This window comes from Veillonella fallax, assembly GCF_020687175.1.
Classification (GTDB): Bacteria; Bacillota; Negativicutes; order Veillonellales; family Veillonellaceae; genus Veillonella; species Veillonella fallax.
In genome coordinates this window covers 1-22,501 of the sequence record NZ_JAJEQD010000006.1, presented here as the reverse complement: position 1 = coordinate 22,501, position 22,501 = coordinate 1, and the positions used below count along the sequence as shown (strand labels likewise).

The window sequence follows — 22,501 nt, the reverse complement described above, 5'->3', positions numbered from 1 at the left end:
ATGTAGTTACTATTCTTACCTAGAAATTACAGAGATCATTTAAATTTTCTGCCATTGTAGGATGTGTGAAGATTTGGTTCTTGAAATATGTATACGGAATGTTGTTATCCATAGCTACTTTAATCATGTTAATCAATTCTTCGGCACTTTGGGAATAGAGTGTAGCACCGAGGATTAAATTGCTTTCCGCATCTACCACAATTTTGAAAGCCCCTTTAAGGTTGTCATTTACATGAGCCCTTGGCATAGTGGCTACAAGCATTTCCTTCGTTTTAACAGTGTAACCTTTATTAATAGCATCCTCTTCTGTAAGACCAACACGAGCGAGTGGAGGTGTTAAGAAGGTGGTGTAAGGAATGTTTTTGCGATCTTTTAATGTATAGTGACCATTACCTGTAAGTGCACCAAATACGATGCGGAAGTCATCGAGAGAAATGTAGGTAAATTGCGGACCACCGTTTACATCGCCTACAGCATATACACCTGGAACGGAGCTTTCACAAGTATCATTTACTACGATTGCACCGCGTTCATTAGTAGTAATATCCGTGTTTTCTAAACCAATATTTGTAGTATTCGGTCTGCGACCTGTAGCATAGAGAACAGCATCAAAGGTATAGTTTTGACCATCTGCAGTGATAACAGGTTTGTTGCCATCATTAGATACAGAGTTTAATGTTACATCATTAAGAATAGTGATGCCTTGCTCAGTCAAGTATTCATTAGCTAATTCTTGTACAATCGGTTCCTCCCGTTTTAAGATGCCAGATTCAATATTAAATACTGTTACCTTTGTACCTAGTTTAGCGTATAGGCTAGCGAATTCAAGGCCGATAGGGCCAGCACCAATGACGCCTAGTGTACTTGGTTGAGAGGATAATTGTTGAATTTCTGTGCTATTATAGAAGCCTGTTGCGGTGTCGATGCCATCAATATTAGGCTTAATCGCTACAGCACCAGTGTTAATAATAATTGTTTCACCACATAAGACGATTTTATCTTCCCCAGCGGTAACGGCGATTTCTTTATTACTAATGAATTCACCATGTCCAGTATATACATCGACATGTTCATTTGTGTCTAACATACCGAAGTTTTTATTGCGTAAACGAGATGTAACTACCTCGCGTTGGTTTAATACTTGCTCGTAAGATAAGCCTTTTGATGCGGCTATAATCATCGTTTTAGTTGGGATACATGCAATATTAATACATGTGCCACCATACATAAGTGGGTTTTCTTCAATCATAGCTACAGATTTGCCCATAGAGCCAAATTTAGCTGCTAATGTTTTACCGGCTTTGCCGAAACCTAGGACGATAAGGTCATATTGTTTGGTATTCATAAAATACCTCCTATCTTTTATATTGAAAATATTAGATATTTATATTATAGCACATTATAGTAGATATAAAAGTTAAAATATAAAAATTGTTATCAATTATAATATATGAAGTCTGTTATAGTAATATTTACAACTGATGAATGTCTTTATTAAGCGAAGTGAATCATATATCAGATGTAATATATAATTTAAATGATGTGTTAAGTATTTCTACTTGACACATCTTTTTTTATGCTGTAGTATATGTAAAGTAATATGACTTGACAGTGATGGAGGTGGCGAAATGGAAGAACGAGTACTTATAAGTTTGCTCTTAGATTTCTATGGGCCATTATTGACGGACAAGCAACGCATGTCCTTACAACTTCACCACGAAGACGATATGTCCCTTGGCGAGATTGCTGAGGAATTAGGTGTATCACGGCAGGCTGTACATGATAATTTACAGCGTGCTCGGCACATTTTAAACGATTACGAATCTAAATTACACTTGGTAGCACAATATGAACAGCGTGAAGGACTGCTTTCACAGTTGAAAGAAACCTTGCCTAAAGAGGTGTTAGCTGAAAGTAAGGTACAACAAGTATTGGCGCAAATGGAGGGATATTATGGCATTTGATAGCTTGTCAGAAAAACTGCAAGAAGCCTTTCAATCCTTAAAAGGGAAGGGCAAAATTACAGAAGAAGATGTCAATCTTGCGTTGCGTCAAGTACGTACGGCACTTTTAGAAGCGGACGTTAACTTTATGGTTGCGAAGGATTTTGTTAAGTCCATCAAGGAAAAGGCCCTTGGGGAAGAGGTATTCGGTTCTTTGAATCCAGCCCAAACGGTTATTAAGATCGTAAATGACGAATTAACAGCTCTCTTAGGCGGTACTCAAAGCCGTATCATGATTTCTAGCAAGCCTCCAACGATTATTATGCTCGTTGGTTTACAAGGTGCTGGTAAGACTACAACAGCTGGTAAATTGGCAGTATACCTTCGCAAACAAGGTAAGCATCCAATGCTCGTAGCTGCCGACGTATATCGTCCAGCTGCTATTACTCAATTGCAAGTTGTAGGTAAGCAAATCGATATCCCCGTATTTGCTGATGAAACACCTGGTGCTAATCCAGTAGACATTGCGCGTCGTGCCGTAGAGCAAAGTACGCATATGTTGAAAGATGTTGTTATCATCGATACAGCTGGTCGTTTGGCGATAGACGAAGTCCTCATGGACGAGTTATCCAATATTAAAGCCGCTGTTCGACCTCATGAAATTCTACTCGTTGTAGACTCCATGATCGGTCAAGATGCGGTAACAACAGCACAAACGTTTAATGAAAAATTAGGCGTTGATGGTGTTATCCTTACTAAACTCGATGGTGATGCGCGCGGTGGTGCTGCATTATCCATCAAAGCTGTAACAGGCTTGCCAATTAAGTTCACTGGTGTGAGCGAAAAAATGGATGGTTTCGATGTATTCTATCCAGACCGCATGGCTTCTCGTATTCTTGACTTGGGTGACTTTAAAACATTGATTGAAAATGTTCAAGGCGCTATCGATGAAGAAGAAGCTCGTGAAATGGCTAAGAAAATGGCGAAAAACAATTTCACCTTGGATGATTTCTTGAAACAGATGAATCAGGTGAGAAAGTTAGGGCCATTACAAAATATTATTGGTATGTTGCCAGGCATGGGACAAATTAAGGATCAATTGAAAGACCTTGATTTGAACAGTAAAGAGGTGCGCCGCATTGAGGCCATCATTACATCTATGACGGCAGCAGAGCGAGAAAATCCAAATATTCTTAATGGTTCTCGCCGCAAGCGTATTGCATTAGGCTCTGGTACTCAGGTACAAGATGTAAATCGCTTGTTGAAACAATTTGAGGAAGCGCGGAAGATGATGAAGCGCATGCAAGGTTTACGTGGCGGTAAGGGCGGCTTCCCAGGAATGCCTAAATTACCGTTTATGTAATACATGGGCAGGGGCGCTGAACCTGTCCACCCACATCAGTATAAGGAGGTGAATTTCACATGTTAAAAATTCGTTTGACTCGTTTAGGTGCTAAAAAAGCTCCTTTCTACCGTATCGTTGTTGCTGACGCACGTGCTCCACGTGAAGGTCGTCCTGTTGACACTATTGGTCAATATGATGCTACTAAACAACCAGCTATCGTTAATGTAGACGAAGAAAAAGCTTTGGCTTGGTTAGCTAAAGGTGCTCAGCCTACTGACACTGTTCGCTCCTTGTTCAAAAAACAAGGCGTTATGCAAAAATTTGCTGACGCTAAAAAGTAATTAATAGAGAGGCATACTGTGATGATAGAATTAATTTCATTAATTGCGAAATCATTAGTGAAGCAGCCTGATGCCGTATCTGTTACCATGGTCCAAAAGGGAAACATGGAGATTTACGAACTTCACGTAGCCCCAGAGGATATGGGCAAAGTCATCGGAAAGCAAGGACGAATTGCGAAGGCGATTCGCGCTGTGGTGAAAGCGGCGGCTATTAAAGAGAACAAAAAGATATCTGTTGATATTGTCTAAAAGGGAGTATTCCAATGGAAGAAATGACATTACGTGTCCCTGTAGCAGTAAAAGCAAAAGTAACAGAAGACTTGAAAGCGAAAATTGTATCCGATCTTGAAACTCGCCTTGATATGGTGAATAAAGATTTGGAAGCAATTGAGTTTCAAGCCCAACGTATTTTAGCTGATGCAGCTAAAGTTGATGCAACAAGTCTTACTGCTATTCGTCAACAAATCGACGAAGAAAAAAATAAACGCTTGGCTTTCAAAGAAGAAGTAACAGCTAAATTGAAAGACGCTCAAGGTTTAGCTTTGGGAACTGAAATTCCTCAAGGTACTTTAGAGCAAACAGTTACCGTTAAAATCGGGGATGATTTGGATGCCATGATGGGCGCTGAAATCCTATTAGAAGACGGTAAAATCGTTGCGTTTCGTCAATAATGAAACATAACGATTTCATCACAATAGGTGTTATCATCGCCCCGCACGGCGTGCGGGGTGATCTTCGTATTATGCCTCAAACCGATTTTCCAGAACGGTTTATGCATATGGATGCCTGTTACATCGATGGTAAAGAATACCACGTTGCATCCGCACGATTTCATAAGCAATTTGTACTAGCATCCTTTAAGGAAATTCCTGATCGTAACACGGCTGAATTATTCAGTAAGAAAGCAATTCAAGTCCGTCGTGAAGATTTGGTAGAATTGCCAGAAGGTCGCTACTACATTTTTGATATCATCGGTCTTGAGGTTCAAGACACTAAAGGTAACGTGCTTGGTACGGTTACTGATGTGTTGCAACCTGGTGCTAATGATGTCTATGTGGTTTCTAAAGATGGGGAACCAGATCAATTATTTGCAGCCATTGAAGAGGTCGTTAAAGACATCGATGTGGAGAATAAATTGATGATCGTAGATCCGCCTGAATGGATATAATCCTTTAGGCGGTTTTTTTTATCTACATATAGGTATATTATGATAAAAGTTATATAATATAGCTATATATAGATAATGCTAATGAGTTTATGTGAGTTAATAAGTACAGAGGACGGTCTATGCGTATCGATATCGTATCTTTATTTCCTGAGTTTTTTGATGCTTTTTTTAGTCATTCCATCATAAAACGGGCTATCGAAGCGGAACGCTTATCTATGGGCGTAATTAATCCTCGGGACTTTAGTCATAATAAACATGGTCAAGTAGATGATACGCCGTATGGTGGCGGTGCGGGTATGCTTATGATGGCACCGCCCATCTTTGAAGCGGTAGAATCTGTTATTGCTCAATATGATAGCGAAACTAATAGCGCCTATTCTACAGATGAGATGTGTGATGAAATGAGTCTCATTGGTAATCCTAGTGAAAGTATACGACGTCGAATTATTTTCATGGGACCTACAGGCCAGCCTTTCACACAGGAGAAGGCTCGTGAACTAGCTATGTACGATCAAATAGTCCTCATTTGTGGCCATTATGAAGGTGTTGACTACCGCGTAGAGGAACATTTAGTAGATGAAACGATTTCCATTGGTGACTATGTATTAACTGGTGGTGAATTGCCTGCTATGGTGGTAGCTGATGCGGTGGCTCGTATGATACCCGGTGTATTAGGCGCAGCTAGTGGTGCTCAAGAGGATTCCTTTTATGAGCCTTTATTAGAATGTCCACAATATACAAAGCCGCCAGAATTCAGAGGATGGGCTGTTCCTGATGTATTGCGTAGCGGTCATCACAAAAATATTGCTACCTGGCGACAAAAGGAAGCCTTAAAGCGGACACGATTATTGCGGCCCGATTTATTGGAACGACCTTTAACAAAAGAAGAAGTTAAACTTTTAAAAGAGATTATTGCTGAAGAGTCTGAAAGAAATACAGGTGAAGTATGAAAGCTTTAGTATTAGGTGCTACTGGTGCAGTAGGTCGCCATATTGTAGAATCATTGATTGATAATCATGAAATTCAAGAAATTCATGTATTTGTACGTCGTCAAGTTACGTATACATCTCCAAAGGTAACCGTTCATATTGTTAATTTTGATGAACCTCGTGAATGGGCACACTTAGTAACAGGAGATATTTTATTCTCTGCTATGGGCACAAATCGTAAACAAGCAGGCTCTAAAGAAGCACAATGGACAGTCGATTATACCTACCAGTACGAAATGGCTCGCATTGCAGCTCAAAATGGAGTAAAAAAATATGGATTAGTGTCCTCTTTAGGGGCGAACCCAAAATCGAAATTCTTTTATCTGTCTATGAAAGGACAATTGGAAGATGTCATCTTAGAACTTCCATTTGAAGCAATTGTTATTGCTCGTCCAGCTACCTTGATTCGAGAAGAACCTAAATTGGTAGAACGTATTAGCTGTGCTGTATTTGGGGTCATCAATAAAGCACGTGTATTAATGAGTCAAGAGCCTGTAAAAACTGCTGATGTAGCTAAGGTTCTTGTAACAGCTACCATGGGGCAACAATATGGTATTTCTATTATTGAAAATGAAACGATTCATGAACGTGCAGGCTATTTTAAAGCTTAATTTCATTAAATCCCGTTTAGGAGAGAGAGTAGTTTAGACGCATATATAGGTTATTGCTACTCTAACGAGGTTGTTTATGGAGTTTAATTGTTACGATGTCCTTGAGGTTCAGGGCAGCCGTTATGTAATAACTGAAAAAATTAAATATAATGAGATTATTCCAAAAGCTGATCAGGAACAAGTCTATAAGGCTAAGCCATCTATGCAAAAGTCTCCTGGTGATTATTGGCATGAATATGGCCTAGAGGCTATTGAGGGAACTGATAAAATATGGGTTACCATTGAGTACAATGACAATGTGTGGTGCACTGTATCTAGAACATCCTATCGTAAGCGTGTTCCGAAAGGATTTACATTACATCAAATCGGTTTAGAAAAGGTTGTAGCTGTAGATGGTGATAGTGGTGCGTCCGTAGGTGATCGAGCTGGGTATAAGGAATATCAATTGCCCTGTGAAGGTGGTGCTAGCGTATTCTTTGAAGAGAATTGGTTTAAAGGGGAGAAGATGTTCGCCGAAGGGGCACGTGTTCCTTTGAGGAATATTCGTCTCTGTAATGATGCAGAAGCTAATGCTATTAGTAAAAAGAAACGGAATCAACGGCTGAAAAAACGCTTTGAAGGAGTTGCTACTTCTATAGGGATCGGTGTATTATTTTTACTATTTCTGTTTTGGTCGGACAATGATTTGTCTTGGCATAGTATACGCGCTATGTTTGGAGTGCCTTATACGGCAAAAGAACATATGCATGACACATCTGCATATTATACAAAAACAGATTCGGATGGCGATTATGTATACACGTCTTCGTTGGACCCTGTTAGCACCGCATTAGATTTGATTGATTCTGTGAATGGTGATATTAAAAATGAGCGGGACAACTTAGAAGAGGGACATGAAGTTATTGTATTTTATTCTGGGGACTTGGTGTATATCATTACCAATACGGATGGACAAACTAAGGTTAAGGTATGTGAACAATCAAAATTGACACAAGAGGATTGGAAAATTATTGATCGTACATTAATCAGCTCTCATATACTCGATAACTATGCGACTATGGTTCGACTAGGGGATAATACGGGACGCGAACGGTTGTATCCTACCAGCAACTCTAATAACACATCCAATACAAAATTATATTATTAGGAGGCTTATTATGATTTATATACCAGATGTATTATTGACGATTTTTTATGCTTGTTTTGGGATTTTTCTAATGTTAACAGCTAATACTGTTATTGATTTCTTTGTACCCGGCAAATTCAGCGAAGAAATTAAACGTGGTAACTGTGCTGTAGCATGGCTCTCAGCGGGTTCATTTATCGGTATTGGTGAAATTTTGCGCGCTGTCATCATGTCTCCTGTAGTGACTACTGCTGATACATCTTTATTGCATGGTGTGGTGGCCAGTATCGTATATGCTATTTTAGGCATTATATTGTTTGTAACAGGCTATATGTTTATTAATTTATGGCATCGAAAATATAATTTATCTGAAGAGATTATGCGTGGTAATACTGCAGCGGGTATCCTCGTATTTGGTATCTTTGTAGGTCTTGCTCTCGTTGTTAGTGGTGCTGTGCACTAAGGGAGTGTCCTATGTATAAGCCAAGTAAGAAAACTCTATACATAACGAGTGCTTTTGCCGCTGTAGCGGGCCTCGTTGGTGTGTATTCATACTGGAATGACATTGCTTATGTTGTATGTGATAAAATCTATCCTGAAGCAAATGACGGGGAAGTTCGATTAAAGGATAATCAAGGTAATCGTTATTCTCTATTAAACCATGGAGATGGTAAAGAAACAGCTTTATATGATGATAACCGGTCTGTTACCTTTCACCGCGACACTAGTGGAAATTTAGTATGGGACGCTGGTTTAGCGGGGCTGTTACCTAGTATTGCAGCAGGCTACTATATTTTTCATGGATTTAATCCACCTACAGCGCGTATGGATGGAAGAACTATGACCTATCGTGTGGCAGCCCCTTTAAAACCCTATGAGGAGCCTAATGTATATACAACAACAGGTTCAAATACGCATAGTTCTTTAGGACGACGTACGTATAAAGACTATGAGAAGCGTAGAAGTCAAAAAGCCTCTTCTATAGGTCAAAAGTCTGGTTTTGGTAGTGCAGGTGTACGTTCTAGTAGTTCCTAATGGAGGCCGATATTATGAAATCGTATATAGATGAACTTGATACGAATATATTGCCCTTTGTAGATTATGAGGGCTATGATGATCGGTATCCTGCGCTTTCTACACAATCTTTTCCGGCTGATTTTTATGATGAAATTCGACATGCGTCGCGCATGTTATTTCAAATATTTTGTAAAGCCGCTAAGGTATTTCAACAGGCACCTGATGAGTTTGCTCTCAATATGGATATGCCCGAAAATTTGATTCCCTATTTACATCGTGGGAATCCATTGGGCTTACCTACATGGTTATCTCGATTTGACTTTGTCCTTGATGATAGAGGACAATTGCGCATGGTCGAGATTAATGCGGATACACCCTGCTTTCTAATTGAAAGCTATTATGCTAATGGTGTAGCGGCACGATATTTCGATAAAGTAGATCCTAATATAGATGCTTATAATGAACTTGAACGTTTTTTGAAACGCGTATATGAAGGAACATCTCGTAAAAAATATAGTGTGACTAATAAACAACATAATATGATGACGGATAATGAAACAGAACCCTTTGTTTTCGGGTGCTTTCATGATTATTTAGAGGACTATGGAACTACACAGTTTCTCTTACAGGCTATGAAATCAGCATGCCCAGAAGCAGATGTTCGATTCCTATCCTTTTATGATATGGTCATTGATGATGAGGGTATTCTATTATCTGACGGTGGTCATGCAGCCAACCTGTATCGTTTACATCCCATGGAACTATTGATTGATGAAACTACAGCAGATGGTGAACCACTAGGTGAAATGTTTTTAGATTTGTATAATGAATACCGCTTTAATCTATTTAATCCACCAGAGGCGATTATTTTACAGAATAAATCGTTTATGTCCTTAGTGTATGCTCTATACTTAACAAACCAATTTTTTACTGCCCCTGAGCGAGATATTATCGAGCGCTATTTGACGCCGTCCTATTTTGAAAGTGATTTCTCGAACCTTGATGATGGACTTTATATTCAAAAGGAAATTTGGGGCCGTGAAGGGCGAAATATTCAGGTTGTTCAAAAACGTGGAAATCAAGCTGAACTATACATGGAGAAATTTGTAGATAACTATGATGATATAGTTTGTCGGGACAGTAAAAAGGTTATGTATCAGGACTTTATTAAGCAGAAACACTTTACTCATACCGTAGATAGTGGTACGAAAGAAGGCTGTTTGACATTATCTTGCTTTATGCTTGGCGATCAAGCTTCTGCAGTCGGTTGTCGTTTTTCTCCAGAAGAGATTGCCGGTACTGAAGCTTATTTTGTACCGCTTTTAATCGATTAATTTTATTTTGTATTTTTTATTGTTGTGGAGATATAGGGCTTTGGCTAATTTATATATTGGACTTGTTCATTATCCAATTATGAACAAGCATAAAGAGGTCATTACGACGGCCATTACAAATTATGATATTCACGATATTGCACGAGCATCTATTACCTATGATGTATCTAAATATTTTGTGATTCACAATATACCTGCTCAGCGTGAGTTGGTGCGCACCATCATGGAACATTGGAAATCTGGATTTGGTTCTACTTACAATCCAGATCGCAAGGATGCTTTCACCGGCGTGGAGTTGGTTAACTCTATTGCAGTAGTAGTGCGAATGATTGAAGACCTAGAAGGTATGAAACCTATTGTGGCGACAACAGATGCGCGTACCTATGATAATACAATTTCCTATGCACGGATGCGTGAACATCTTGAAAATGAGGGGCGCCCTGTGTTAGTATTATTTGGTACCGGTTATGGTATGACAAAAGAAACGATGGAAAGCTTTGACTATATTTTAGAACCTATATATGGCCATGGTGAATACAATCATTTATCTGTGCGTAGTGCTGTATCGATTATCCTTGATCGGCTGCGGGGCGAAGCATGGTGGAATAAATAGGAGGCGTCTATGTCAGGACATTCAAAATGGGCAAATATTAAACATAAAAAAGGTAAAACCGATGCATTGAAGGCTAAATTGGCTACGAAAATCGGTCGTGAAATTACTGTAGCAGCACGTATGGGTGGTGCCGATCCAACAGGTAATATGCGTTTGAAATTGGCTTTACAAAAAGCTCGTGAAAACAATATTCCTAAGGATAATATTCAACGTGCTATCGATAAGGGCGTTGGCGCTACGGATATGAACGCATACGAAGAAATCGTATATGAAGGTTATGGTCCAGCAGGTGTAGCTGTTACTGTAGAGGTTATGACGGATAATCGTAACCGTGCGGCTGCTGATGTGCGTCACGCGTTCTCTAAACAAGGTGGTAATCTTGGTGAAAGCGGCTGTGTAGGCTGGATGTTCAAATCTAAAGGCGTTTTCGTTATCGATAAAGAAGGTCATGATGAAGATGAATTGACTATGCTTGCTCTTGAAGCAGGTGCAGAAGATCTTAAGTCTGAAGATGATGTATTTGAAATTTATACTACTCCTGAAGACTATGATGCTGTAGAGGCAGCTCTTGCTGATGCGGGCATTGAAACAGAAGTAGCTAAAATTACCATGATTCCAGATACAACTATTGAGTTGACTGGTGATGATGCTGTAAAAATGCAAAAAATGCTCGACGTATTGGATGATCTTGATGATGTACAAAACGTATATCACAATGGTATCTTGCCAGACGACGAAGAAGAATAATTATTATTATAAGGAGCACGTTAAAGGTGCTCCTTTTTTATGTATTTTTTAGGGAACTATTGGGAATATGAAAATTAATGAGTTTCTTATAAATTTTCTATGGAAATTCATGAACTTCGATGTGGTATTGTGCTATAATAAAATAGATTATGTAATGGAGGTAGGCGACAGCTTATCTCATTTTTAAACTAAGGGGGTTAAGGTGCGAATTATAGGTATTGACCCAGGCACGGCTATATGCGGTTATGGCATTATTGACGTGAAGGGGAGCAAATTAACACCTGTAGCCTATGGGGCTATTACAACTCCTAAGGAATTAACAGATTCACAGCGGTTGGAAATTTTATTTAATGACCTAAGTGATATTCTAGAGGAATTCAAGCCTGATAAGTTCGGGGTAGAAGAATTATTCTTCAACCGCAATGTAACGACGGCCATCAAGGTCGGTCAAGCACGTGGTGTTATCTTATTAGCGGCTGAACAACAGCGTATTCCTATTTACGAATATACACCGCTACAAATCAAGCAAGCCGTTACAGGTTACGGCAAGGCTGATAAGAATCAGGTCATTTATATGACAATGAATATTTTGGGGATTCGTGAGAAAATTAAGCCCGATGATACGGCAGATGCATTGGCTGTCGCTATTTGTACGGCTCATAGTTCTCACAATGATAGATTGAAGAGGTTGGTATAATGATAGGGTATGTACGGGGTATCGTAACACATCTCTTTAAAGAGTCTTGTTACGTAGATGTACATGGCGTAGGGTATCGTGTATATGTGCCGACCACTACGCGACAACAATTGATTGAAGGTCATGAGGCAACGCTATTCACGTATCTCAACGTACGTGAAGATGCGATGCAACTCTATGGCTTTTGGACGGAAGAGGAGTATGAGTTGTTTATTTTACTCATTTCTGTTTCTGGTATAGGGCCTAAGGTGGGGCTTGGCATTTTGTCTGGCATGACACCAGAGGCTTTCAAATTAGCTGTTATCAATGGCCAGGTACAGCAATTAACAAAGTTACCTGGTATTGGGAAGAAATCTGCAGAGCGACTTGTTCTTGAACTAAAGGATAAGTTAGCGAAGATGACACATATATCTGCAGAATCACCAGCAGCTATACAGCCGATTGGCGTTGCCGCTAGTGGTGCTACCGGTGAGGCTATTGAGGCTCTTGTGTCGCTAGGTTATTCAGAACGAGATGTGGCTGACATTGTAGAGTCTTTAGATGATGGTAAGCGCGATGTATCTGAGTTGATTAAGGTCAGCTTGATTGAGCTTGGGAAAGGACGATAAGGATGAACGAAGAAGTACGCCTTGTCGGAAATGGCGAGCACGAAGAAGATATGTGGCAATATAGCCTACGACCAAAGTTCTTTAACGAGTATGTAGGTCAAGAAGAGGCTAAAGGCAATCTAAATGTGTATATTCAAGCTGCAAAGCAGCGTGGTGAAGCATTAGACCATGTATTGCTGTATGGTCCACCAGGTCTTGGGAAGACTACACTGGCAGGTATTATTGCGAATGAATTGGGTGTTAATTTTCGCATAACCTCTGGTCCTGCCATTGAAAAGTCTGGCGACTTGGCTGCGATCTTAACGAATTTAGATGATCATGATGTATTATTTATCGATGAAATTCATCGCTTGTCTCGCAGTGTAGAGGAAGTATTGTACTCTGCTATGGAGGACTATGCAATTGATATTATCATCGGTAAGGGCCCAAGTGCTCGAACGGTGCGTATTGATTTGCCAAAGTTTACTTTGGTAGGTGCCACAACACGGGCGGGGGCTTTGGCGGCACCATTAAGGGACCGCTTTGGGATTATTAACCGGTTGGAATATTATAAACAACCGGAATTAGAGTTTATTGTGACTCGGGCGGCAGAAATACTCCATATTGGTATTGAGCCGACTGGGGCTAGCGAAATTGCACGACGTTCGAGGGGAACGCCGCGTATCGCAAATCGTCTACTTAAACGGGTACGTGATTTTGCACAAGTCATAGGTGATGGGGTTATCACTCAAAGTATTGCAGATGATGCGTTACAGCGTTTATATATTGACAAAGAAGGGCTCGATCGAATCGATCGACGTGTGTTGGAGTGTATTATTGAAAAGTATGATGGAGGTCCGGTAGGAATAGATACTATTGCGGCAGCTATCAGCGAAGAGAGAGATACCATCGAAGATGTGTATGAACCATATTTGATGCAATTAGGATTTTTAGGACGTACACCGCGTGGGAGGGTGGCTACTAAACTTGCCTATGAGCATTTAGGTATTTCACAGACAGGGAAATAACAATGAAAACGAAACGATTACAATTGATGATAATGGCAACTTTGTTTTTAGGTGTAAATATTGGCGGTGCATCTGTTGCACAAGGGGCTACATTGCAACATAAAAGTGCAGTAGTGACTAAAAAGCCAACGCCGAAATCAACAGTATCTACAACAAATGTATCGAAAGTAAATACGACGAAGCGGTCAACTTTTCGACCACTTGTAACTAAACCGGCTCCAAAGCCTGTGGCAAAAGTGACTGTAAAGTCAAATGCAACTAAGGCTGCAGCAACGGCTCAAAAAGTATCTACGCAAAAGCCTGTTGCAAAATCTACAGTTACTAGTGCCAAGGCTACAACGGTAAAGCCTGCTGCCTCTAAGGCTGTAAAAACTTCTGATGCCAATAGTATTAAAGCTAATACGGCTGCTATTACGCGTAATAAAGTAGGGTCTGTTGTTACACCTGCTACGGAGCGTGTAGAAAATGTACCAAATGTACGCGTGTTATTGGGTAGTCGCAGTTCCGATGCTACAGTTACATCTACTGCTAATATGGTTGTGTTAAATAGTGCTAATGGTCAAGTTAGCACAATCAGTGCAAACCGTGGAACCTCTGTTGGTATTCGAAGTGGTAAAATTGCTGTTAATGGCAAAGCTATTGATACGGTAGTTACATTAAAACCAGCTAATAGTGATGCACCATTCTTGTTTGAAGGCAAAGGCTATCGTGGAGGACTTACATTACGTGCTAATAATGGAAAGATGATGGTCATTAATTCTGTACCTCTTGAAGATTATCTTTACGGCGTAGTTCCGCAAGAAGTCGTTCCATCTTGGCCAGCAGCTGCACTAGAAGCACAAGCTGTAGCTGCTCGAACTTATGCTCTTCATACTATGGAAGAGAATAAAGGTAAACTGTATGATGTAAGTACGTCCACAGATCACCAAGTCTATAATGGGGTTAGTGGTGAAACGCAAGCTACCACAAATGCAGTTAATAAAACAAAGGGTATGGTTATGTTATATAATCAACGCCCTATTAATGCTTTATTCCATTCTGATGGTGGCGGTTATACTGAAGATAGCGTCAATGTTTGGGGTAGCGATGTACCGTATTTGAAAGGTGTAAAGGATTTTAGTACTGGCACATCTACATCGAACTGGATAGTGACTACTTCTCGTCAGGCCCTTGAAAGTAAGCTTAACGCAGCTAGTAAAGGGGTTGGTAAATTAAAGAGCATTCAATTGACACCTCTTGGCAAGCCAGGTCAACAAACATCTGACCGCGGTGTATCTGGCCGAATTAAGAGTGCTACTTTCATAGGTACCTCTGGCAAAACGACCATTGATGGAGATTCTTTACGCAGTATTTTAGGCTTGAAATCAACACTATTTGATTTTTATGTAAATTATAACCCAGCTAAAGGTACGGGTAAGGCGTATCATAATTTTACTGGTAGCAATGATACTGTCTATATTAAAGGCCACGGTTGGGGACATGGTCTTGGTATGTCTCAATGGGGCGCTGCAGAAATGGCTAAGCGTGCGACACCAGGGGATACAAATTATTACCAAACTATTTTGCGTCACTACTATAGTGGCATTACATTAAAGAAAATGTACTAATAAGGATTGCGATGAAAGTTACAGATTTTGATTATGAATTACCAGAGGAACTAATTGCTCAACATCCTGTAGATCCTCGTGATACAGCGAGACTGTTGACCTTAGACAAGGTTACAGGTGAGGTTGCGCATAAAGAGCATTTTTACGATTTGCTAGATGAACTTCACGAGGGGGATGTACTTGTATTTAATAATACAAAGGTTATTCCTGCGAGATTATATGGCCAACGTCAAGGCTCTGGTGGCAAGGTTGAGGTATTGCTCCTCACACCATGTGGTGAAAATCGCTGGGAATGCCTTGTTAAACCTGGTAAAAAATGTCCTATTGGTCAAGTTATCGAATTTGATGACCGATTAAGTGGGACCGTTATAGATAAAACTGAGTTTGGAGGTCGTATCATTGAATTCACTTGCGATGGTGTATTTGATGATGTGATACAAGAAATCGGTGAAATGCCATTACCTCCATATATTCATGAGAAGCTAGAAGATAAAGATCGTTATCAAACCGTTTATGCTAAGGAGAAAGGTTCAGCTGCAGCTCCAACAGCAGGGCTTCACTTTACACCTGAACTATTAGAAAAGATAAAAGCGAAAGGTGTAGAGCTAGAATTTGTTACTTTGCATGTTGGTCTTGGAACATTTAGACCTGTATCAGCAGAGACAATTGAGGACCATGAAATGCATAGTGAGTTCTTCGTGGTATCTCAAGATACAGCTGATCGTATTAATGCAGCTAAGCGAAACGGACGCCGTATTATTGCGGTAGGTACTACTTCTGTGCGTACCCTTGAGTCGGCTACCAATGATGATGGTGTCCTACAAGGCATTAGTGGATGGACACAAATCTTCATCTATCCTGGCTATAAATTTAAGATGATTGATGCGTTGGTAACGAATTTCCACTTGCCTCAATCTACATTATTAATGTTGATTAGTGCATTGGCTGGTCGTGAACATTGTTTAGCGGCCTACGAAGAAGCTGTACGCGAACGTTATCGTTTCTTTAGCTTTGGCGATGCTATGTTTATACGTTAGGAGGGACTATGCCGAGTATTACTTATGAATTACAAAAGACATGTCCTCACACGGGGGCTCGTGCTGGTTTATTGCATACGCCACATGGTACCTTCCAAACGCCTATGTTTATGCCTGTAGGTACACAAGCTACAGTTAAAACTATGACGCCTGAGGAATTAAAGGCGATGGGTTCTCAAGTCATCTTGAGCAACACGTACCATTTATTCCTTCGTCCTGGTCCTGAACTCGTAGAAGAAGCAGGTGGCTTACATAAATTTATGAACTGGGATCAAGCTATTTTAACTGATAGCGGTGGCTTCCAAGTATTTAGCTTAGGCGATATGCGTAAGATTACTGAGGAGGGTGTAACCTTTAGATCTCATATTGATGGGTCTAAACAGTTTTTATCTCCAGAGGTGGCAACAAAGGTACAAGAGCAATTAGGTTCTGATATTGCGATGGCCTTTGATGAATGTATTCCGTATCCTGCGGACCATGATTATGCGAAACGCTCAACAGCGCGTACCACACGTTGGGCTCATCGTTGCCAAGAGGCTCGTAAAGCCCATGACTGTCAAGGAATGTTTGGTATTGTCCAAGGTGGTATGTACAAAGACTTGCGCAAACAAAGTGCGGAAGAGCTTGTAGCTATGGACTTTGAAGGCTATAGTATTGGTGGCTTATCCGTTGGGGAACCTCATGATTTGATGAATGAAATCTTAGAATATACTACGCCACTATTGCCAACTAACAAGGCTCGTTATTTAATGGGCGTTGGTACGGCGGATTGCCTTGTAGAAGGCGTAGCACGTGGTATTGATATGTTCGACTGCGTATATCCTACACGAGTTGCTCGAAATGGGATGGCCATGACTTGGAATGGTCGCCTTAATATTCGAAATGCGCAGTTTGCTCATGATTGGGGCCCGTTAGAAGAAGGCTGCCAATGTTATACATGTAAAAATTATTCTCGTGCTTATATTCGTCACTTGTATAAGGCGGAAGAAATTTTGGCATTGCGTCTCGTAACATACCATAATCTTTACTTCTTGCTTGAGTTTATGCGTCAAATGAGACAAGCCATCTTAGAAGATCGGTTCCCACAATTTAGAATGCAATTTTGGGATAGCTTTAAAAAATAGTAATTAAGTCTAGTCAAATCTATATTAGGTGGCTATACTAGAAAAGAAAAACATATTTATTACACTAGGAGGATAAAATGGAAGATATTTTACAAGTGTTGCAAACTAGCTGGCCTATTTTGTTGATGGTCGTAATTTTTTATTTCTTATTGTGGCGTCCACAAAAGAAACAACAAAAAGAGCGCGCTAATTTGTTAGGCAGCTTGAAGAAAGGTCAAAAAATCGTTACTATCGGCGGTATTTATGGCGAAATCGTTGAACTTGACGATGAAAAAGTAAAGGTTCAAGTATCTGAAAAAGTAGAGTTAACATTTGCACGTTCTGCAATTGCTAACGTTCTTTCCAAGAAAAACAAGGAAGAAAAATAATGAATACAAAGGAAGCAGTGCGCCGGGCGTGCAAGGCCCAGCGCGCTGCTTTATCCGTTGCTGATTGTCATAGATGGACACCTATGTTGACGGAGCAAATCGTCAATACTCCTGAATATAAATCAGCTAATAGCATTATGGCCTATTTAGCGATGCCTAAGGAGGCCAATTTAGACGATGTTATTCGTCATGCTTTAGGACATGGTAAATCCGTATATGTTCCAGTATGTACAGATAAGACGACGATGATTGCCGTTCGTCTTAAGTCTCTAGAATCTATCACTCGGGGTGTGTTAAATATACGCATTCCCTCTGAGCCATACGAGGTTATTAATCCACATGACTTGGATTTGATTTTAGTGCCTGGTGCTGGCTTTGACCGTCAAGGCGGTCGCATGGGGATGGGGAATGGGTATTATGATCGATTTCTCAAGGAACTTTCACCACGTACATTTATGGGCGTATGCTGGTCAGTACAATTGTGGGATACACCAATCCCAATGGATGAACTGGACCAACGGATGAGCAAAATTGTAACGGAGCAAGGCGTTATACATTGCGTATAGTAGTAGAAGGGAGCAACTATTTTGAACGGTAAAGCTATTATCAAGTTTTTAGTAGTCATTGCTGCCATCATTGGATTATTTGCGTATTTTATTCAACCATTAGCAGGCTCTTTGAAACAAGGCCTAGACTTGCAAGGTGGTACGCACATCGTATTGGAAGCAGAAGACTCTGCGACTGGTACAGCTGACAATGATGCAGTGGAACGGGCGAAGCAAATCTTAGAGCGTCGTATTAATGAAATGGGTTTGTCTGAACCATTAGTACAACGTGAAGGTGCTCGTCGTATTATCATCGAATTGCCAGGTGTAAAAGATCCTGACGAAGCGATTAAACGTATCGGTAAGACAGCGGTCTTGGAATTTAAAAACGACCAAGGTCAAACTGTTATGACTGGTGATGATTTAAAAGATGCAAAAGAAGAGTTAGGTCAAAATAAACAACCACTCGTTGCTATTGAATTAAGCGATGAAGGGGCTAAGAAGTTTGCTGATTTAACATCTAAAAATATTGGTCGTCGTATTGCCATTACATTGGATGGTAAAGAATTGACTAATCCTGTAGTACAACAAGCTATTACAGGTGGTAAAGCAACAATTTCTGGTAGTCAAAGTTTAGAAGAAGCTAAAGACTTGGCTATTTTATTACGTTCTGGTGCATTGCCTGTTAAAATTAATGTATTGGAAGTGCGTACAGTTGGTCCTTCTTTGGGTCAAGACTCCAAGGATAAATCTGTTGTAGCCTTTAGTGCCGGTATTGCAATGATCATGATTTTCTTGGTTATTTTATATCGTTTTTCTGGTATCGTAGCTAATATTGCATTACTTGTATATGTTATGCTCTTATTGCTCGTATTAGGTAAAGGCTTTAATGCGACTATGACATTGCCAGGTATCGCTGGTATTATCTTATCCATGGGTGTTGCTGTAGATGCGAACATTCTTATCTTTGAACGTTTCAAAGAAGAGGTGTTCTCCGGTAAGTCCATGCGTGTAGCCATGGAAGCTGGTTTCAGTCGTGCTTTAGCAACAATTACAGATGCGAACGTATCCGTTATCATTACTGCTGCTATCTTGACAATCTTAGGCTCTGGCCCTGTAAAAGGTTTCGCTATCAGCTTAGGCGTAGGTGTTGTTGTAAGTATGTTCACAGCGATTACTGTGAGCCATTTCTTATTACGCTTACTTATTGACTGTAACTTTACGAACCATCCATTCTGGTTTGGTGCGAATATCTCTCCAAGCACAAGTGCTGACGCATTTGCACCAAAATCTTTGAAAGGAGGTAAACGCAAATGACATTAGACGTAATTAAGCATCATCGTTGGTGGTTTGCTATTTCCTCCACACTTGTTATTATCAGTTTGATTTCCATCTTTACTAAAGGCTTTAACTTTGGTATTGATTATACTGGTGGTACGATTGTTGAAGTTGTATTTGATCAACCTGTAGAGGTTAGTCAAGTTCGTGACGTATTAAAAGAATATAATCTTGAAAACGCACAAATTCAGCTTTCTGGCGATACTACTGGTGATACAGCGGGCGAAGACGTAATGATTCGTACACGTAATCTTGAGCCTAGTGAAAGTGCCGCTGTGATTGAATCTTTGACTAAATCTATCGGTAACAATACAGTTAAACGTATTGAAACTGTAGGTGCTGTAATTGGTTCTGAAGTTACAGAACATGCGTTGTTAAATCTTGTTATAGCGTTTGCGGCATTAGCATTATATATTTCTTATCGCTTTGAATATAAAGTTGCTATTTCTGCTCTCGTTGCAATTTTCCATGATTTGATTATGGTTCTTGGTGTATTCTCTTATTTCCAATTAGAAATTGATGCGTCTTTCTTGGCGGCTATTCTTACGGTTGTAGGTTACTCCATGAATGAATCTGTAGTTATCTTTGACCGTGTTCGTGAAAATACACATACACATAAACGTTCTGACACATTTGCAGATCTTGCGAATGCGTCTATTACACAAAGTATTCACCGTAGTTTCTATACATTGGCTACCGTTATGTTTGCCTGTGTATCCCTTTATTTATTCGGTGGGGACACTACGAAGAACTTTGCTCTTTGTATGATTATTGGTTTCGCTAGTGGTGCGTACTCCTCTATCTGCGTAGCTACATCCTTATGGGTTATGTGGAAGAGTCGCAACAAAAACGATATCCGCAATCAACAATAATATATAATGCTTTTACCTATTGTTGGTAAAAGTATAAGAACCTCTCTGTATTATATTCAGAGAGGTTCTTTTTATGTATCATCTACTAATAAATTATTACCATGGATAACTCATACATATATGTATAGGATATGTATATAGTAAGGTCTATACTTATTGAATTCTTTGTATATGGGGCGTAAAATAGCAAAGTAACACAATGTTGAAAAGGGGATAGATAAATGGATTCAAATCGATTATGGAGCCCTGCTTTTATAAACTATGGTATAAGCAGTGGCATTTTATATATGACACAATATGTTCTCGTAGCAGCCTTGCCAATAGTTATAACCTCTGAATTAAGTGGAAGTGATTTAGATGCGGGATTAGCGATGACCTATTTTCAAATAGGAACAATTGTATGTAGGCTCTTTACAGGTCGCTTGATTGATGGCTTTAACAAACGAGTTGTATTACTACTATCAACTGCTTTATTTTTCATCATTATGGGGCTCTTTAATTTTACAACCTCTTTAGAAGCCATCTTTGTATTGCGGGGGCTACATGGTGTTGTATTTGCTTTAGGCACAACTGTAATGGCGGCGTTGGCGGTATTGGTGTTACCTCCTAATCGAAAGGGGGAGGGCATCAATATGTTTGCTATCTTTTCGAATGTGGCAATGGTGTTGGGGCCTGCAATAGGCTTATATGCACTTGCTTCATATGGTAGTATAGCTCTCTATCTTTTCTTAACTATTATGACAGGGTTAGTCCTAGTATTGAGTAATAGTATTCCCTTATCAAAAGAATTAGCAATGCCTAAACCATCTACTCACAAAGGGTGGCATATATCTCAATTTATTGAAAAAAGAAGTTTGCCTTGGGCTTTAATGGGACTGTTTATTGGCTTTACCTATTCTGGTGTGTTAGTATTTATTCCCATTGAGTTAAATAGTATGGGTTCTGGTATTTGGGGCAGTGCATTTTTTGCTATCTTTGCTGTAATGATCATAATCAGTCGACCTCTAGTAGGAAAAGCATATGCTCGGTATGGCTCTAAATATATTATCTGCCCAGGCCTAGTACTCTTTATACTAGGACTATTAGCGTTAGGAATAGCTACTACGCCATTAACCATAATATTAACGGCCCCTTTGTTAGGTTTAGGTTATGGTGCAGCACAACCAGCATTTCAAGCGTTAGCCATTAAATCAGCACCAATAGAACGGGCTGGGGTATCGACAGCAACATATTTTTTAGCATTAGATATAAGTGTGGGGGCGGGATCTGTCATTCTTGCTCTGTTAGCTAGTGCTGTAGGATATCAGTATCTTTATATGTTTACAGCGGTGACAATGATTGTAGCGTTGGCTTTATATCATATATGGATAAAGAGGTATACGCCTCTAGAACTGTAAAACAAATATAGTGATATAGTAAAAGCTACTAACCGTATTAGACTATTAGACACAATATAATAATCAATCCTTAGAATGTATTTTATGGTATGTTCTAAGGATTTTTCTTTTATCAAACAGTTATAAGCTTATAGGTTTATAAGATAGTACTTAAAAATAATATGAATAAAGATAAAAGAGAAAATAGTGTTATAAAATTTAAATCCTTAAATTTGTCGAAATTAGAAGTAATTTTTGAAATGTGTAGTGAAAATAAAATGAAGTTGTAAAAATGGCCACTTTATGTGTTGACGATATTTTTATTTATGCTATACTTATACAAGTCGTTAGGACACAGCACAAACGACAAGCAAAAAACTTCTAAAAAAGTTTTGAAAAAGTGCTTGACGGAATGAGCTGAACTTGATAGAATAATCAAGTCGCCAGTTGATGAAACACTTCGAAAGAGGTCGTGGAAACTGGTACAGATCTTTGAAAACTGAACAATGATAGGTAATCAATCATATGATTGAACATATGCCAGAGTGCGGGTTTTGACATAGTCAAAACCAACCATAATTCAAAGTTACTTAAATGTAACGACAACAAATAATGAGCTATTCAAATAGCTTCAAGATATCTTGGAGAGTTTGATCCTGGCTCAGGACGAACGCTGGCGGCGTGCTTA

The 22,501-nt window shown here is 39.6% G+C and carries 26 protein-coding genes; 25 read left to right on the top strand and 1 reads right to left on the bottom strand.

Annotated elements, in window-relative coordinates:
• Window positions 1–19 precede the first annotated feature (19 nt).
• Window positions 20–1,345, bottom strand: coding sequence for an FAD-containing oxidoreductase (locus LKD20_RS03910; protein WP_005387333.1), 1,326 nt, complete (start codon window positions 1,343–1,345; stop codon window positions 20–22).
• 283 nt (window positions 1,346–1,628) lie between these two features.
• Here LKD20_RS03910 and ylxM point away from each other — a divergent pair, with 283 nt between their 5' ends.
• From ylxM to LKD20_RS03785, 25 genes are all read left to right on the top strand, one after another.
• Entirely contained in the window at window positions 1,629–1,964 is a 336-nt protein-coding gene (gene ylxM / locus LKD20_RS03905; RefSeq protein ID WP_005387334.1) for a YlxM family DNA-binding protein, read from the top strand.
• Window positions 1,954–3,306, top strand: a complete 1,353-nt coding sequence (gene ffh, locus LKD20_RS03900; RefSeq protein WP_005387335.1) for a signal recognition particle protein — start codon at window positions 1,954–1,956, stop codon at window positions 3,304–3,306. Before ylxM ends, ffh begins: the two co-directional genes overlap by 11 nt.
• 59 nt (window positions 3,307–3,365) lie before the next feature.
• On the top strand, window positions 3,366–3,629 hold the full coding sequence (rpsP, locus tag LKD20_RS03895; protein WP_004695565.1) for a 30S ribosomal protein S16: 264 nt from the start codon (window positions 3,366–3,368) through the stop codon (window positions 3,627–3,629).
• Window positions 3,630–3,650: 21 nt separating this feature from the next.
• A complete protein-coding gene (locus LKD20_RS03890) occupies window positions 3,651–3,878 on the top strand; it encodes a KH domain-containing protein (RefSeq protein WP_005387337.1) in 228 nt (75 codons plus the stop codon).
• Between the two features lie 14 nt (window positions 3,879–3,892).
• Entirely contained in the window at window positions 3,893–4,300 is a 408-nt protein-coding gene (locus LKD20_RS03885; protein WP_005387339.1) for a YlqD family protein, read from the top strand.
• Window positions 4,300–4,797, top strand: coding sequence for a ribosome maturation factor RimM (gene rimM / locus LKD20_RS03880; protein ID WP_005387340.1), 498 nt, complete (start codon window positions 4,300–4,302; stop codon window positions 4,795–4,797). The genes LKD20_RS03885 and rimM overlap by 1 nt, the downstream gene beginning before the upstream one ends.
• 119 nt (window positions 4,798–4,916) lie before the next feature.
• Window positions 4,917–5,747, top strand: a complete 831-nt coding sequence (gene trmD / locus LKD20_RS03875) for a tRNA (guanosine(37)-N1)-methyltransferase TrmD (RefSeq protein WP_005387341.1) — start codon at window positions 4,917–4,919, stop codon at window positions 5,745–5,747.
• The gene (locus tag LKD20_RS03870) at window positions 5,744–6,397 is read left to right on the top strand and encodes an NAD(P)H-binding protein (protein WP_005387342.1); all 654 of its coding nucleotides are present in this window, start codon (window positions 5,744–5,746) and stop codon (window positions 6,395–6,397) included. Before trmD ends, LKD20_RS03870 begins: the two co-directional genes overlap by 4 nt.
• A 76-nt stretch (window positions 6,398–6,473) precedes the next feature.
• Window positions 6,474–7,544, top strand: coding sequence for a hypothetical protein (locus LKD20_RS03865; protein ID WP_005387343.1), 1,071 nt, complete (start codon window positions 6,474–6,476; stop codon window positions 7,542–7,544).
• 10 nt (window positions 7,545–7,554) lie between these two features.
• Window positions 7,555–7,986, top strand: a complete 432-nt coding sequence (locus LKD20_RS03860) for a DUF350 domain-containing protein (RefSeq protein ID WP_004695577.1) — start codon at window positions 7,555–7,557, stop codon at window positions 7,984–7,986.
• Window positions 7,987–7,997: 11 nt separating this feature from the next.
• Window positions 7,998–8,558, top strand: coding sequence for a hypothetical protein (locus LKD20_RS03855; protein ID WP_005387344.1), 561 nt, complete (start codon window positions 7,998–8,000; stop codon window positions 8,556–8,558).
• Between the two features lie 14 nt (window positions 8,559–8,572).
• Window positions 8,573–9,874: a glutathionylspermidine synthase family protein gene (locus tag LKD20_RS03850; protein ID WP_227720960.1), complete on the top strand. Its 1,302-nt coding sequence runs from the start codon at window positions 8,573–8,575 to the stop codon at window positions 9,872–9,874.
• A gap of 40 nt (window positions 9,875–9,914) precedes the next feature.
• Window positions 9,915–10,487, top strand: a complete 573-nt coding sequence (locus LKD20_RS03845; protein WP_227720959.1) for an RNA methyltransferase — start codon at window positions 9,915–9,917, stop codon at window positions 10,485–10,487.
• A 9-nt stretch (window positions 10,488–10,496) separates the two neighbouring features.
• Window positions 10,497–11,234: a YebC/PmpR family DNA-binding transcriptional regulator gene (locus LKD20_RS03840; protein WP_005387348.1), complete on the top strand. Its 738-nt coding sequence runs from the start codon at window positions 10,497–10,499 to the stop codon at window positions 11,232–11,234.
• A 202-nt stretch (window positions 11,235–11,436) separates the two neighbouring features.
• Window positions 11,437–11,931, top strand: coding sequence for a crossover junction endodeoxyribonuclease RuvC (gene ruvC, locus LKD20_RS03835; RefSeq protein ID WP_005387349.1), 495 nt, complete (start codon window positions 11,437–11,439; stop codon window positions 11,929–11,931).
• Window positions 11,931–12,539 (top strand): Holliday junction branch migration protein RuvA, encoded by a 609-nt coding sequence (ruvA, locus tag LKD20_RS03830; protein ID WP_119206519.1) that lies wholly within the window; start codon window positions 11,931–11,933, stop codon window positions 12,537–12,539. Before ruvC ends, ruvA begins: the two co-directional genes overlap by 1 nt.
• Window positions 12,540–12,541: 2 nt before the next feature.
• Window positions 12,542–13,546 (top strand): Holliday junction branch migration DNA helicase RuvB, encoded by a 1,005-nt coding sequence (ruvB, locus tag LKD20_RS03825; protein WP_005387352.1) that lies wholly within the window; start codon window positions 12,542–12,544, stop codon window positions 13,544–13,546.
• A gap of 2 nt (window positions 13,547–13,548) precedes the next feature.
• Window positions 13,549–15,153 carry a SpoIID/LytB domain-containing protein gene (locus LKD20_RS03820; RefSeq protein ID WP_227720958.1) on the top strand — a complete coding sequence of 535 codons (1,605 nt, stop codon included), beginning with the start codon at window positions 13,549–13,551 and terminating at the stop codon, window positions 15,151–15,153.
• 11 nt (window positions 15,154–15,164) lie between these two features.
• The gene (queA, locus tag LKD20_RS03815; RefSeq protein WP_227720957.1) at window positions 15,165–16,190 is read left to right on the top strand and encodes a tRNA preQ1(34) S-adenosylmethionine ribosyltransferase-isomerase QueA; all 1,026 of its coding nucleotides are present in this window, start codon (window positions 15,165–15,167) and stop codon (window positions 16,188–16,190) included.
• Window positions 16,191–16,198: 8 nt separating this feature from the next.
• The gene (gene tgt / locus LKD20_RS03810) at window positions 16,199–17,314 is read left to right on the top strand and encodes a tRNA guanosine(34) transglycosylase Tgt (protein ID WP_227720956.1); all 1,116 of its coding nucleotides are present in this window, start codon (window positions 16,199–16,201) and stop codon (window positions 17,312–17,314) included.
• Between the two features lie 77 nt (window positions 17,315–17,391).
• On the top strand, window positions 17,392–17,682 hold the full coding sequence (yajC, locus tag LKD20_RS03805) for a preprotein translocase subunit YajC (RefSeq protein ID WP_005387358.1): 291 nt from the start codon (window positions 17,392–17,394) through the stop codon (window positions 17,680–17,682).
• Window positions 17,682–18,248, top strand: coding sequence for a 5-formyltetrahydrofolate cyclo-ligase (locus tag LKD20_RS03800; RefSeq protein WP_227720955.1), 567 nt, complete (start codon window positions 17,682–17,684; stop codon window positions 18,246–18,248). The genes yajC and LKD20_RS03800 overlap by 1 nt, the downstream gene beginning before the upstream one ends.
• A 21-nt stretch (window positions 18,249–18,269) precedes the next feature.
• Entirely contained in the window at window positions 18,270–19,544 is a 1,275-nt protein-coding gene (secD, locus tag LKD20_RS03795) for a protein translocase subunit SecD (protein ID WP_005387360.1), read from the top strand.
• Window positions 19,541–20,437, top strand: a complete 897-nt coding sequence (gene secF / locus LKD20_RS03790) for a protein translocase subunit SecF (protein WP_005387361.1) — start codon at window positions 19,541–19,543, stop codon at window positions 20,435–20,437. Before secD ends, secF begins: the two co-directional genes overlap by 4 nt.
• A gap of 221 nt (window positions 20,438–20,658) precedes the next feature.
• Window positions 20,659–21,834, top strand: a complete 1,176-nt coding sequence (locus tag LKD20_RS03785) for an MFS transporter (RefSeq protein WP_227720954.1) — start codon at window positions 20,659–20,661, stop codon at window positions 21,832–21,834.
• Window positions 21,835–22,501 lie beyond the last annotated feature (667 nt).

Coding starts and splice junctions, on each gene's coding strand:
- LKD20_RS03910 (WP_005387333.1), bottom strand. CDS start 1,345: ATGAATACCAAACAATATGACCTTATCGTCCTAGGTTTCGGCAAAGCC.
- ylxM (WP_005387334.1), top strand. CDS start 1,629: ATGGAAGAACGAGTACTTATAAGTTTGCTCTTAGATTTCTATGGGCCA.
- ffh (WP_005387335.1), top strand. CDS start 1,954: ATGGCATTTGATAGCTTGTCAGAAAAACTGCAAGAAGCCTTTCAATCC.
- rpsP (WP_004695565.1), top strand. CDS start 3,366: ATGTTAAAAATTCGTTTGACTCGTTTAGGTGCTAAAAAAGCTCCTTTC.
- LKD20_RS03890 (WP_005387337.1), top strand. CDS start 3,651: ATGATAGAATTAATTTCATTAATTGCGAAATCATTAGTGAAGCAGCCT.
- LKD20_RS03885 (WP_005387339.1), top strand. CDS start 3,893: ATGGAAGAAATGACATTACGTGTCCCTGTAGCAGTAAAAGCAAAAGTA.
- rimM (WP_005387340.1), top strand. CDS start 4,300: ATGAAACATAACGATTTCATCACAATAGGTGTTATCATCGCCCCGCAC.
- trmD (WP_005387341.1), top strand. CDS start 4,917: ATGCGTATCGATATCGTATCTTTATTTCCTGAGTTTTTTGATGCTTTT.
- LKD20_RS03870 (WP_005387342.1), top strand. CDS start 5,744: ATGAAAGCTTTAGTATTAGGTGCTACTGGTGCAGTAGGTCGCCATATT.
- LKD20_RS03865 (WP_005387343.1), top strand. CDS start 6,474: ATGGAGTTTAATTGTTACGATGTCCTTGAGGTTCAGGGCAGCCGTTAT.
- LKD20_RS03860 (WP_004695577.1), top strand. CDS start 7,555: ATGATTTATATACCAGATGTATTATTGACGATTTTTTATGCTTGTTTT.
- LKD20_RS03855 (WP_005387344.1), top strand. CDS start 7,998: ATGTATAAGCCAAGTAAGAAAACTCTATACATAACGAGTGCTTTTGCC.
- LKD20_RS03850 (WP_227720960.1), top strand. CDS start 8,573: ATGAAATCGTATATAGATGAACTTGATACGAATATATTGCCCTTTGTA.
- LKD20_RS03840 (WP_005387348.1), top strand. CDS start 10,497: ATGTCAGGACATTCAAAATGGGCAAATATTAAACATAAAAAAGGTAAA.
- ruvA (WP_119206519.1), top strand. CDS start 11,931: ATGATAGGGTATGTACGGGGTATCGTAACACATCTCTTTAAAGAGTCT.
- ruvB (WP_005387352.1), top strand. CDS start 12,542: ATGAACGAAGAAGTACGCCTTGTCGGAAATGGCGAGCACGAAGAAGAT.
- LKD20_RS03820 (WP_227720958.1), top strand. CDS start 13,549: ATGAAAACGAAACGATTACAATTGATGATAATGGCAACTTTGTTTTTA.
- queA (WP_227720957.1), top strand. CDS start 15,165: ATGAAAGTTACAGATTTTGATTATGAATTACCAGAGGAACTAATTGCT.
- tgt (WP_227720956.1), top strand. CDS start 16,199: ATGCCGAGTATTACTTATGAATTACAAAAGACATGTCCTCACACGGGG.
- yajC (WP_005387358.1), top strand. CDS start 17,392: ATGGAAGATATTTTACAAGTGTTGCAAACTAGCTGGCCTATTTTGTTG.
- LKD20_RS03800 (WP_227720955.1), top strand. CDS start 17,682: ATGAATACAAAGGAAGCAGTGCGCCGGGCGTGCAAGGCCCAGCGCGCT.
- secF (WP_005387361.1), top strand. CDS start 19,541: ATGACATTAGACGTAATTAAGCATCATCGTTGGTGGTTTGCTATTTCC.
- LKD20_RS03785 (WP_227720954.1), top strand. CDS start 20,659: ATGGATTCAAATCGATTATGGAGCCCTGCTTTTATAAACTATGGTATA.